General features: G+C 73.3%; 10 protein-coding genes. 6 read left to right on the forward strand and 4 right to left on the reverse strand.

The annotated features are described in order from the left end of the window. Window positions 1-26 precede the first annotated feature (26 nt). Window positions 27-659 carry a Uma2 family endonuclease gene (locus EV385_RS19840; protein ID WP_130510817.1) on the forward strand — a complete coding sequence of 211 codons (633 nt, stop codon included), beginning with the start codon at window positions 27-29 and terminating at the stop codon, window positions 657-659. A 206-nt stretch (window positions 660-865) separates the two neighbouring features. On the opposite strand, the gene EV385_RS19845 is transcribed toward EV385_RS19840, so the two are convergent. After that, the gene (locus tag EV385_RS19845; protein WP_130510818.1) at window positions 866-2,965 is read right to left on the reverse strand and encodes a ribonuclease E domain-containing protein; all 2,100 of its coding nucleotides are present in this window, start codon (window positions 2,963-2,965) and stop codon (window positions 866-868) included. Between the two features lie 84 nt (window positions 2,966-3,049). On the opposite strand from EV385_RS19845, the gene EV385_RS19850 reads away from it, so the two are divergent. Beyond that, entirely contained in the window at window positions 3,050-3,562 is a 513-nt protein-coding gene (locus EV385_RS19850; protein ID WP_130510819.1) for an acyl-CoA thioesterase, read from the forward strand. 126 nt (window positions 3,563-3,688) lie between these two features. Continuing rightward, window positions 3,689-5,647 carry an acetoacetate--CoA ligase gene (locus tag EV385_RS19855; RefSeq protein WP_130510820.1) on the forward strand — a complete coding sequence of 653 codons (1,959 nt, stop codon included), beginning with the start codon at window positions 3,689-3,691 and terminating at the stop codon, window positions 5,645-5,647. A 19-nt stretch (window positions 5,648-5,666) separates the two neighbouring features. On the opposite strand, the gene EV385_RS19860 is transcribed toward EV385_RS19855, so the two are convergent. Then, on the reverse strand, window positions 5,667-6,386 hold the full coding sequence (locus EV385_RS19860; RefSeq protein ID WP_130510821.1) for a TIGR03089 family protein: 720 nt from the start codon (window positions 6,384-6,386) through the stop codon (window positions 5,667-5,669). Window positions 6,387-6,622: 236 nt separating this feature from the next. Here EV385_RS19860 and EV385_RS19865 point away from each other — a divergent pair, with 236 nt between their 5' ends. Together EV385_RS19865 and EV385_RS19870 are read left to right on the forward strand one after the other, a co-directional pair. Continuing rightward, the gene (locus tag EV385_RS19865) at window positions 6,623-7,771 is read left to right on the forward strand and encodes a glycosyltransferase family 4 protein (protein WP_130510822.1); all 1,149 of its coding nucleotides are present in this window, start codon (window positions 6,623-6,625) and stop codon (window positions 7,769-7,771) included. Between the two features lie 35 nt (window positions 7,772-7,806). Beyond that, window positions 7,807-8,922 (forward strand): mannose-1-phosphate guanylyltransferase, encoded by a 1,116-nt coding sequence (locus EV385_RS19870; protein WP_130510823.1) that lies wholly within the window; start codon window positions 7,807-7,809, stop codon window positions 8,920-8,922. On the opposite strand, the gene EV385_RS19875 is transcribed toward EV385_RS19870, so the two are convergent. Both EV385_RS19875 and cofD read right to left on the reverse strand, forming a co-directional pair. Continuing rightward, window positions 8,913-9,950, reverse strand: a complete 1,038-nt coding sequence (locus EV385_RS19875; protein WP_130510824.1) for a coenzyme F420-0:L-glutamate ligase — start codon at window positions 9,948-9,950, stop codon at window positions 8,913-8,915. The two genes, EV385_RS19870 and EV385_RS19875, sit on opposite strands and share 10 nt — an antisense overlap. After that, window positions 9,950-10,906 (reverse strand): 2-phospho-L-lactate transferase, encoded by a 957-nt coding sequence (gene cofD / locus EV385_RS19880; protein WP_130510825.1) that lies wholly within the window; start codon window positions 10,904-10,906, stop codon window positions 9,950-9,952. The genes EV385_RS19875 and cofD overlap by 1 nt, the downstream gene beginning before the upstream one ends. Before the next feature lie 118 nt (window positions 10,907-11,024). Here cofD and EV385_RS19885 point away from each other — a divergent pair, with 118 nt between their 5' ends. After that, window positions 11,025-11,981, forward strand: a complete 957-nt coding sequence (locus EV385_RS19885) for a hypothetical protein (protein WP_130510826.1) — start codon at window positions 11,025-11,027, stop codon at window positions 11,979-11,981. The last annotated feature ends 11 nt before the right edge of the window (window positions 11,982-11,992 follow it).

The following is an 11,992-nucleotide window of genomic DNA, read 5'->3' on the forward strand; positions in this document are numbered from 1 at the left end:
CAACGTAGGGCCACTACGATGACGGCATGAGCGCCGAGGCCTTCGGCAGGTATTTCCCTGCCGTCGTCACGCTCGACGACCTGGCCGCGATGAACGCGGCGGACCGCTACGGCCACCGGTACGAGCTGAGCCCTGAGGGCGCCCTGTCGGTGACGCCCCCGCCCGACTCCGAACACGCCGCGATCGCCAGCCGCCTCATGATCTGGCTGGCGGTTGCCGGCTGGCCCGCCGAGCAGGTGCTTCAGGCTGTTGGCATCAAGATTCCGGGGCCGGATGGTGGCGGCGGCCGGATTCCCGACCTCACGCTGTGGGCCCGGCCGCAGCCACCGGCTGTCTGGCTGGACCTCGCCGACCTCCTGCTGGTCGTGGAGGTCGTCTCGCCGGGATCCGCCTCGGCCGACCGGGTGGTCAAGCGGCTCGAGTACGCCGCTGCCGGTATCGCGCGCTACTGGGTGGTCGAGCGGGACCCGGCGCAGACCGTCACCATGCACTCCCTCGGCAAAGACGGAACGTACGACGTGGCGGCCAAGGTCCCGCTGGCCTGGTTGCTGCAGACCGCGCCTGCCGACCACCAGCTGGGTACACATCACGGCCGTCCCCCGGGCGGTCGCAGCGCGCCGCATCACAGCCCGCGTTCCGAACCGTCCACGGGCCACTGATCACGAAGACCGCCACGCCGCCTGACCCCGCGCTATCAGATCTTGGGGACATGTGGTCCCGGTGTGACCTGAAGTCACCAACTTCTCGCGACCGGCGGCCATGCATGTGTCACGCACCGGCGAGGACTGCCACCGAGCCGCCGATCTTGGCGCCTAGTGGCCCCTTGAAGGGCCAGGAGCCTCCAAGATCTTCAGGAGCGCGTGGTTCATCCGTGGTCAGGTGCTCCCGGAGGCGTGTCGTCTGCGGTGGCAGACCCGCCCGGCTGATCTGCGGCCTGTGGTGCTTCCTCGGCGGTGGTAGCGGGCGGGGAAGCAGTTTCGTCGTCGGCGCCAGACGTGGCAGCACCGTCGTCCGCCGGGCCCTTCTCGTCCGCTGGACGCTTGTCGTCTGCTCGACGCTTCTCGTCCACCGTCGTCGAACGGCGCTGGGCGTCGGTGTCCGGCTCCGGTTCGGCGGTGGCGCTGGACTGCTTCCCCTCGGCCGCTGTCGAAGGGGTGACTGGCTTGTCACCAGCGTCGTTGCCAGCCGGGGCCGGGGCCGGGGCCGGGGCCGGGGCCGGGGCGGGCTGGGCGGGCTGGGCGGCTTTGGTCCCGGTGTCGCGGGCGACCGCCTTCTTGGCGCCCTGGACCGAAATGACCTGCGTTTTCTCGCCGGTCAGCGGGTATACGAGCGCGGCCCGGGTCTGGATCACCTGGGTTCGCTCACCGGGGTCGCGAGCGATGACCTGGGTCTTCTCGCCGACCTCCCGGCTGCGCATCGACTCCGCGTGGGCGGTCAGGTCGTCCGTTGCCTCGTCGGCAGCCGGTTTCCTGGCCGTGGCGTCGGTGGCACCGGGCAGCCGCAGGACGTGCGTCTTCTCCTCACCGTCCGCATCGGAGACCGACTCGGCCGTCGTGGACTCCGCCTTTTCAGGTTTGTCGGCCACCGGTTTGCCGGTCTCGGCGGCGATGACGGTGGTGGTTGGCTCGTCGCCGGTCGTTGCGATGAGGGTCGTTGTGGGCTCGTTGCCCGCTGCGGCGATGAGGGTCGTTGTGGGCTCGTCGGCCGTGCCGGTGCCGGTGCCGGTGCCGGAGGCCAGGGGAGCCGACTGGGTGTCGGCTGCCTCGGCCGTCGGCTCGTCGGTGCCTGCCTCCGCCGTTGGCTGGTCAACGATGACATCCGCGGTTGGCTCGTCGGTGGCCGCGACATGCGTGGCCGTCGTCGCCGAGGTCGACGACGCGGTCGGCGGTTCGGAGGTAAGAGCAGCGGTGGGTTCCTCCGAAGCCACGACGGTGGTCGGTTCGTCCGAAGCCACGACCGTGGTCGGTTCGTCCGAAGCGACGACGGTGGTCGGTTCGTCCGAAGCGACGACGGTGGTCGGTTCGTCGGCTGCGATGACCGTCGTCGGCTCGTCACCGTTCGCCAGGGCGGCCGACGCCGCCGCGAGTTCGCCGCTCCCGACAGCCAGCACGGTGGTCGGTTCGTCCCCGTCCGTCAGGTCGGCAGACGGCAGCGCGGCCGGGGCCGAACCGGTTCCGACGGTCAGCACCGTTGTCGGCTCGTCCCCGGGCGCCACCACGAGCACAGTCGTCGTGTCCGGGGGCGGGCTCGTCGCCAGGATCGTGGTGGTGTCCGCTGGCGGGCCGGACGGCAGGATCGTGGTGGTGTCCGCTGGCGGGGCGGACGGCAGGATCGTGGTCGTGTCGGCAGGCGGGGCGGGGATCGGGCCCGGCGGCTGGCTGGACGGCAGCGGCGCCGTGGTCGCCACGGAGCCGCCCACGCGCAGCACGGTCGTCGTGTCCGGGGGCAGCCCGGCCGCCGAGGTCGGCAGGATCGTGGTGTGCACCGCCGCGAGGGGCGTTCCGGTAGGTGTGGCGGACCCTCGGGCCCGGCCCAGCGTGCCGATGATCGGTAGCTGCAGCGGCTCGTACCGGGCCCAGCGGCGGGCGCTCAGCGCGGTGCACAGCAGCGGCACACCGAGCAGCGCGGCCAGGCCGTAGCCCGGCAGGCTCAGGTCGAAGCCCTTCCTCGCCAGCTCGGGCGGCCATGCTCCGGCGTACGCGGCGGGCGCCACGAGCGCCCAGCTGCTGACGGCCGTGTAGACCAGGCCGGACGCTGCGGGGCCGGACGGGGAGATGGGAGCGAACAGCAGGATTGCGTACGCCGTGCCGGCCAGCAGCAGCACGAGCAGTCCTGTGACGGACTCCACGCTGCTGCCGCCGTCGCGCGCCCGGCTGGTGAGCGCGCCCGTGAACCCCACGCCGCAGAGGATCCACACGGCGGGGGCCAGCACGAGGGCGTACAGAATCGACCTGAGGTGTCGCAAGTTTTCTCTCCCGCTGTTTTCGCTGCCCGGCAGGCTACCCGGGCCCCGCCAGGAGTGCCGATACGCCGCCGTAACGTGTGGTTCATGACCGACAAGCTGGACCCCCGGCCGACCGCGCACTCGCGCGTCACCCTCAGCCGGATCATGACCGCGCTCGACGTCAACCTGTACGGCACGGTGCACGGCGGCGTGCTGGTGAAGTTCGCCGACGACGTGGCGGGCGCGGCGGCGGCACGGCACAGCGGCGGCACGGCGGTGACCGCCTCGATGGACGAGATCATCTTCCTGGAGCCGGTACGGGTCGGTGACCTGGTGCACGCCTCCGCACAGGTGAACTGGACCGGCGCCACCTCCATGGAGGTCGGCGTACGGCTGACCGCGGAGCGCTGGGACACCGCCGGCGGCGATCCGCTGACCGTGGCGACGGCGTACCTGGTGTTCGTGGGGATCGACGTGGCGGGCAATCCGCGGCCGGTTCCCGCGGTGCGGCCGGACGACCCCGAGAACGAGCGCCGGTTCCGGGAGGCGCTGATCCGGCGCGAGCACCGGTTGGCCCGCCGGGCCGCCATCCAACGCGCACGGGCCGATCATGGGTGATTTCCACAGGGGTTCCGGCGCCGACCTGAATCATGATTAAGTCGGAGGGCCTGCGGGTTCGGTAGTCCCGTGGGGAGCTGTGACGGGCGGGGCTGTGACGGGCGGGGCTGTGACGGGCGGAGAGCTGTGGTGACTGGCAGGGTGCTGTGGACGCCGCCGGCGGATGTGCGGGAGACCTCCCGGATGGGCCGGTATCTGACGTGGCTGCGCGCGGAGCGCGGAGTGCAGGCGGACGACTACGCCGCGTTGTGGCAGTGGTCGGTCACGGATCTGCCCGCCTTCTGGCGCTCGATCTGGGACTACTTCGAGGTCATCGCGCACACCGAGCCCACCGCCACGCTGCCCGACCAGACGATGCCGGGCGCGCCCTGGTTCCCGGGCGCCACCCTCAACTGGGCGGAGCACGTGCTGCGCCAGCCCGGCCTGGGTGACGACGACCCGGTCGTGCTGGCGTATTCGCAGTCCCGCGACCCGATCACGCTGACCGCCGCGCAGCTGCGCGAGCAGGTCCGGCGGGTGGCGGCGGGGCTGCGCCGGCTCGGCGTCGGGCCGGGCGACCGGGTCGCGGCGTACGCGCCGAACATCCCGGAGACGTACGTGCTGCTGCTGGCCACGGCCAGCCTGGGGGCCATCTTCTCGTCCTGCGCGCCCGAGTTCGGCACCCGCAGCGTCACCGACCGCTGGACCCAGATCGAGCCGAAGGTGCTCGTCGCGGTCGACGGCTACCAGTACGGCGACAAGGCGATCGACCGGCGCGAGGAGGTGGCCGGGATCCGGGCGGCCCTGCCCAGCGTCGAGCACCTGGTGAGCATCGGCTACCTGCACGGCGGCGGCGACTGGGCGCAGCTGGCCGCCGAGACGGACGAGCCGCTCACGTTCGCGGCGGTGCCGTTCGCGCACCCGCTGTACGTGCTCTACTCCTCGGGCACCACCGGGCTGCCGAAGCCGATCGTGCACGGCCACGGCGGCATCCTGCTGGAACACCTGAAGATGCTCGCCCTGCACCACGACCTCGGCCCGGCGGACCGGTTCTTCTGGTTCACCACGACCGGCTGGATGATGTGGAACTTCCTGGTCTCCGGCCCGGCGGTGGGCGCGGCGATCGTGATGTTCGACGGCAACCCGGGCTGGCCGGGGCTCGACGGCCTGTGGCGCCTGGCCGAGGAGGCCGGGGTCACCTACTTCGGCACCTCCGCGCCGTACCTGCTGGCCTGCCGCAAGGCGGGGCTGGTGCCGCGTGAGGTGGCGAACCTGCGGCTGCGTGGGCTCGGCTCGACCGGCGCCCCGCTGCCCCCCGAGGGCTACGCCTGGGTGTACGAGGCGGTCGGCGCGGATCTGCAGCTGCACTCGATTTCCGGCGGCACGGACGTGTGCACCGGGTTCGTGGGCGGCGCCCCGCTGCTGCCGGTGGTCGAGGGCGTCATCTCGTGCCGGTGCCTGGGGGCGAAGGTGGAGGCGTACGACCCGGCGGGCAACCCGGTGGTCGGCGAGCTGGGCGAGCTGGTCGTGAGCGCGCCGATGCCGAGCATGCCGGTCGGGTTCTGGAACGACCCGGACGGCACGCGGTACCGGGAGGCGTACTTCGACGTGTTCCCCGGGGTCTGGCGGCACGGCGACTGGATCACGATCGCCGAGGACGGCACCTGCGTGATCACGGGCCGCTCCGACGCGACGCTGAACCGTGGCGGGGTCCGGCTCGGCACCAGCGAGTTCTACTCCGTCGTCGAGGGACTGCCGGAGGTGGTCGACTCGGTCGTCGTGCACCTGGAGCGGGCGGGCGACCCGAACGGCGAGCTGCTGCTGTTCGTGGTGCTGGCCGACGGCGTCGAGCTGGACGAGGCGATGCGTGGCCGCATCCGCGGCGAGCTGCGCAAGTCCCTGTCCCCCCGGCACGTCCCGGACGAGATTCACCAGGTACGCGCGGTGCCGCGCACCCTGTCGGCCAAGAAGCTGGAGGTCCCGGTCAAACGCATCCTGACCGGCACGCCGGTGGAGTCGGCCGCAGCCAAGGGCGCCCTGGTCAACCCGGAGTCCCTGGAGGCCTTCGCCCAGCTGGCCAAGGACCGGGGCGTCACCGCCGACTGATCCCACGCCGGGCCGGGATTCAGCCGAGTGTGCGGGTGACCTTCTCGCTGTCGGCTCGGCCCGCCAGCCGCGCCGGGTCGAGGTGGGCACACAGGACCACGGACGCGCCCGCCAGCAGCGGGGCCAGCAGCCAGTCGACCGGGTCGGGGTGGGCGGCCGCGTCGATCAGCACCCGGTCGCCCGGGCCGACGCCCAGCTCGGCGGCGCGCCGCGCGGCGGCCGCGCAGGCCCCGGCGTGGTCACGCTCGCCCAGCGCGGCATCGGCGGGGCGCACGGGCTGGACGGGCGCGAACTGGTCGCCGTGCTGGCGTACCTCGGTGACGTAGTCGGCGAATCCGCCGGGCAGCTCGCGCAGCGGCATGGCCAGGGGAAGCAGCCCGGTCGCGTACCGCTCGTCGGCGGGCCAGGCGGCGGCCTCGGCGGCCCGTCCGGGCGTCGTGAAGAGGACCTCCACCGGGCGTGGCGCCTCCGGCGCGACCACGGCCACCCCCGCCGACCAGCAGCCGAGCAGGACGGCCGCGGCCTGCCAGTGCGGCGGCAGCAGCACGGCGGCGGTGTCGCCGGGAGCGGACCCTAGGCCGTCGCGGAGCAGGTTGGCGGTCTTGGCGACCCAGTTCTCCAGGGTGGCGCCGGACAGCTCGGCCCGGTCACCGGTGGCGTCGTCGTAGAACGTCAGCAGGGGCACCGTCGGATCGCGCCGGACCGCGGCGGCGAACGCCGCGGGGATCGTGGTTTCCATCGACCCCGACAATACTGGCGTGACTGTGCGTAGCGGTCTGGTCTCGTCGTGACGGATCCGCAGGAGGTGCCCCGTCCGGCCCGGCGGGACCGGCGGGCGGCCCCGTCCCGGCGCGGCGGGATGAGCGTGGTATTGCGGCAAACCGGGTAACACAGCGGTGTCGTGGGCACCCGGGCGGTGCGGGCGCGGCGTAGGCTTGCCAGTGGCCAGGCCCACACCCCCCAAGGAGTCGCCTCGTGACCGCCGGTCGCCCGCCCCGAGTCCTCGTCGACGCCACGAGCGTCCCCGCCGACCGCGGAGGTGTGGGCAGGTACGTCGACGGGCTGCTCGGTGCCCTCGGCGCCATGGGTACGGATCGCGTCGACCTGGCCGTCGTTGCGCAGCGTACGGATGCGGAGCGTTACACCCGCATGCTCGGCGACGCCGAAGTCATCGCCGGTCCGTCCGCCGTGGCGCACCGCCCGGCCCGGCTGGCCTGGGAGCAGACCGGGCTGCCGCTGCTGGCCCAGCAGGTCGGCGCGCAGGTCCTGCACGCGCCGTTCTACACCTGCCCGCTGCGGGCCGGCTGCCCGGTGACCGTGACCGTGCACGACGCGACGTTCTTCACCGAGCCGGAGCACTACGACAACACCCGGCGGACGTTCTTTCGCAGCGCGATCAAGACGTCGTTGCGCCGCGCCGCCCGGGTGATCGTGCCGAGCAAGGCCACCCGCGACGAACTGATCCGGCTGCTCGACGCCGACCCCACCAAGATCGACGTGGCGTACCACGGTGTCGATTCGGCCGCGTTCCACGCGCCGACCGACGAGGAGAAGGCCCGGGTCCGGGCGCGGCTGGGGCTCGGCGACTCGGCGTACGTGGCCTTCCTGGGCGCCAAGGAGCCGCGCAAGAACGTACCCAACCTGATCCGGGGTTGGGCCCGCGCGGTGGCCGACTGGCCGCGCCCGCCCGCCCTGGTCATCGCGGGCGGCCAGGGGCACGACGACGACATCGACCGGGCGGTCGCCGAGGTGCCCTCCCACCTGCGGCTGCTGCGGCCGGGCTACCTGCGCTACACCGACCTGCCGGGCTTCCTGGGCGGCGCCGCCGTGGCCTGCTACCCGTCGTTCGGCGAGGGCTTCGGGCTGCCGATCCTGGAGGCGATGGCGTGCGCCACGCCCGTGCTGACCACCCCCCGGCTGTCGCTGCCGGAGGTGGGCGGGGACGCGGTCGCGTACACCACCGAGGATCCGGACCGGATCGCCGAGGACCTGGCGAACCTGCTCCACGACGAGCCGCGCCGGCTCACGCTGGCCAAGGCCGGATTCGACCGGGCCAAGGAGTTCACCTGGGCCTCCAGCGCCGAGGTGCACGTCAATGCGTGGCTCAGAGTCGCGGCCGGGTGAGGGTGGCGTGCCTCACATCGTTACACTGCGTGCACATGACTGACGAGCAGGGCGGCCTGTACGCCGTTATTCCCGCAGGTGGCAGTGGTACACGTCTATGGCCGCTGTCCCGCGCAGGTCACCCGAAGTTCCTGCACCCGCTGACGGGGACGGACGCGTCGCTGCTGCAGGCGACCGTGGACCGGCTCGCCCCGCTGAGCGATTCCGAGCACGTGTACGTGGTCACCGGCGTCGGGCATGCGGCCGCCGTCTCGCGGCAACTCGCCGACGTGCCGGAGGGCAACATCCTCGTCGAGCCGTCCCCGCGCGACTCCTGCGCCGCCATCGCGCTCGCCGCCGCGGTCATCGCCCGGCGCGACCCCGAGGCGATCATGGGTGCGTTCGCCGCCGACCACCTCATCGCGCACTCCGACCACTTCGTCGAGGTGATCCGGCACGCCATGGCCGGCGCCCGGCAGGGTCTGCTGATGACCCTCGGCATCACCCCCACCCGCCCCGAGACCGGGTACGGCTACCTGCAGTGCGGCGCCCCGGCCGGCGACGGCCCCGTGCTGGCGGTCGAGGAGTTCAAGGAGAAGCCGTCGTACGAGGTGGCCGAGGCGTACGTGAAGTCCGGCCGCTACCTGTGGAACGCGGGCATGTTCGTGTGGCGGGTGGACGCGTTCCTCGCCGAGCTGTCCCGGCAGCAGCCGCAACTGGCCGCCGGGGTCTCCCGGATCGCCCAGGCCTGGGACACCCCGGACCGCGAGGAGGTTCTCGGCGAGGTGTGGCCGACGCTGCCCCGGATCTCGGTGGACTACGCGGTGATGGAAGGCGCGGCCACGGCCGGGCGGGTCGGCACCGTACCCGGGGACTTCGGCTGGAACGACGTCGGTGACTTCCACACCCTCGGCGAGGTGCTGACCGCCGACTCGGCGGGCAACGTCGTCGTGGGCAACGACAGCGGCGCCAAGCCCGGGACCCTGCTGCGCGAGGCAGAGAATCTGGTCGTGGTGCCCAACTCCGGACGGCTGGTCGCCGCGCTCGGCGTCCGCGACCTGATCATCGTGGACACTCCCGACGCGGTGCTGGTCTGCCCGCGCGAACGCGCCCAGGAGGTCAAGTCCCTGGTCGACGAGCTCAAGGAAAAGGGCGAGCTGGGCTACATCTGACGTTCGGTCAGCGTCAGCACCAGCGTCGCGCCGTCCGTCGCGGTCGCCGAGCCCAGCCCCTCGGCGGCCAGCGCGGCCCGGATCCGGTGCACGTCCGCGCCCAGCCGCAGCAACGCGGCGGGGGAGTCGTCCGGTGCCGCGCAGCGCAGCGTCCCCGGTGCCTCGCTGACCCGGGTGCCCGGGGCCAGCAGGTCACCCACCACGGCCAGCGCCCGGGCCACCGCGTCCGGATCGGCCGGGCCACCGCCGCCGGGGGCGTCCGGCAGGCGAGCGGCATCCCGCAGCCCGGCGGCCCGTGCCTCCGCCGTACCCAGGGAGAACATGTCGCTGTCCGGGTCGCGGATCAGGGCGGCGGCGCCGGGGCCGTCCGCCGGGCCCGTACCCGGATAGCCGCGCACCACCGCGACCGGGACCCGCTCGCACTTGCCCTTGACCAGCTCACCGGCGGCGGCCAGCTCGTCGATGACCGCCATCTCGGTAAGCTGCAGCTCGTTGCCGTACGGATCGATCTCGCCGCGGTGGTCGCGCAGCGGACCGATGCCCGCCGCGCCCAGCGCCACGTCCGTGAGGCCGTTGCGCCAGGCCCGGCCCATCGTGTCCGAGACGATGACACCCACCGCGAGGCCACGCGCGGCGAGCGCGGCGCGCAGCGCGCGGGCCGAGCCGTCCGGGTCGGCGGGCAGCAGCACGAGGTGGGTCTTGTCGATGTTCGACGCGTCGATCCCGGCGGCCGCCATGACGAACCCGTGATGCGTCTGCACGATCGCGGTGGGCCCGCGCCGGGCCACCACCCGGGCGGTCTCGGCGGCCAGGACCTCCGCCCGCGCCGCCTCCCGCTCCGGGCCGTCCGCGGGCACCTCGACCAGGCGCCCTTCCGCCTTCGACACGATCTTGCTGGTGACGACGAGGATGTCGCCGTCGCGCAGCCACGGCGCCGCGCCCACGATCAGCCCGGCCAGGTCGTCGCCCGGCATCACGTCGCCGATGCCGTGCACCGGCAGGACCTCCAGACCCCCGGTCACCGCCATCAGCTCACCCCCGCGAGTTCCAGGGCCGCCGCGACCATCGCGGCCGTCGCCTGCTCGTCACGCATCCACAGCGGCACGGCCCGGGTGCGTACCCCGGGCACGTCGGTGTCCGCGTCGCTGGTGTCGACCAGCCAGCCGTCGAGCAGACCGCCGTCGGCCCGCGCCCCGTACAGTGTGCCGACGCCCGTGGCGGTGACCGGCACCCCGACCGTGGCCAGGCAGCGGTCCGCCATGCCGCGCACCGGGGCGCCCGCGATCACCGGGGAGACCCCGACGACCGGTGCCGGGCCGTCCGCCACGGCCTCGCGGATTCCGGGTACGGCCAGAATCGGCGCGACGCTGACCACCGGGTTGCTCGGGGCGAGGAGCACCACGTCGGCCGCGCCGATCGCCTCCAGGACGCCCGGGGCGGGTTTGGCCGTGTCGGCGCCCACGAAGACGAACCGGTGGGTGGGCAGGTCACCGCGATGGCGTACCCACCACTCCTGGAAGTGGATCGCCCGGCGTTCGCCGTCGACGTCGACGACCACGTGGGTCTCCAGCCGGTCGTCGGTGGCGGGCAGCAGCGTGAGGCCGGGCTGCCAGCGGTCACACAACGCCGCCGTGACCTGGGACAGCGGGTAACCCGCCGAGAGCAGGGTGGTGCGTACCAGATGGGTGGCGGTGTCCTTGTCGCCCAGCCCGAACCAGCCCGGCTCCGCGCCGTACTTGGCCAGTTCCTCCTTGACCACCCAGGTCTCGCCGGTGCGGCCCCAGCCCCGCTCGGGGTCGGCCGCCCCGCCCAGGGTGTACATCACGCTGTCCAGGTCGGGGCAGATCTGCAGGCCGTGCATGCGTACGTCGTCGCCGACGTTGACCACGGCGGTCACCTCGGCGCCGAGCTGGCGGGCATGCGCGCGCACCCCGACGAGGAAGCGCGCGCCGCCGATGCCGCCGGTAAGGACCACGATCCGCATCCGACCATCCTTGCGCACGTCCGTCCGATTCGCGGGCCCCGGGGGGACGGTGTGACGTGCGTATCCCGTTTAGAGTGGGCGCCGTCCCCGCCCGTAGTCCCCGTTGTCAGGAGTCGCCGTGACCAGCCAACCCGAGCCCCCGGGCGAGGCCCGCCCGGATTTCGCGCGCCTGCGCCCGGTGCGTGACCTCGCCGCGTACGTGCTGGTCGGCCTGCCGGCCATCATGCTGTTCGTGGCGGTGTTGCGGCTGGTCCCGTCCGGGGTGGGTGAGCAGTTCGCCAGCCGCACCCAGGAAAGCTTCTACAACTTCGTGAACCTGCCGGTGGTGCTGTTCCCGGTCGGGGCGGTGCTGCTGTCGCTGGTCGGGCCGCGGCACCCCAAGGCCCGGCTGATCACCCTGGTGGCCCTGGCCGAGTACGCGGCCGCGGCCTTCTTCGGCGTCGTGTTCGGGGTCCTGGTCGGCCTGGTGAAGATCGCCGGGTTCAGCGTGCGGATCGCCTTCGAGGAGCTGCTGCTGCGGGTGGGATGGCTGGCCGTGCTCGTCATCGCGGCGTACGCGGTGTGGGAGCTGTGGCGCCACCTGTTCACCGCCCCCAAGGCCGCGCCCGGCCTGTACGGCCAGCCGTCGTACGGCGTTCCCGGCACTTACCCGGGTCAGCCGGGCTACGGTCAGCCCGGTCCCGTCCAGCCGATCAGCCCCCAGCCGACCGGCCCCCAGCCGGGTGCGGCCGAGCCGGGTCCGGCCCAGCCGGGCCCCGGGGCGTCGTGGAACACGCCCGGTGGCGCCGGGGCGCAGCCGTGGGGGTCTGCGCCGTCCAGCCCGGCGGCGCCGAGCACCGCGGTGTGGGGCCAGCCGCAGGGCGGTTCCACCCCGCCGACGTGGGGCCAGCCCCCGGCACCCCCGGAGCCCGGAACGTACGGCCGGCCCACCGTCTACGGCAGTCCGCAGCCGGGCGCGTTCGCCGAGCCCACCCAGTTCGTGTCGCAGCACCGCCAGGACGACGACCGCACGCGGGTCGTCGGCGACGAGCGTCCCGGCTTCGGCCCGGCCGGGGACGACCTGCCCCGCCGCTGACCGCCCGAGGC

Origin of the sequence: Krasilnikovia cinnamomea (assembly GCF_004217545.1) — a bacterium.
Classification (GTDB): domain Bacteria; phylum Actinomycetota; class Actinomycetes; order Mycobacteriales; family Micromonosporaceae; genus Actinoplanes; species Actinoplanes cinnamomeus.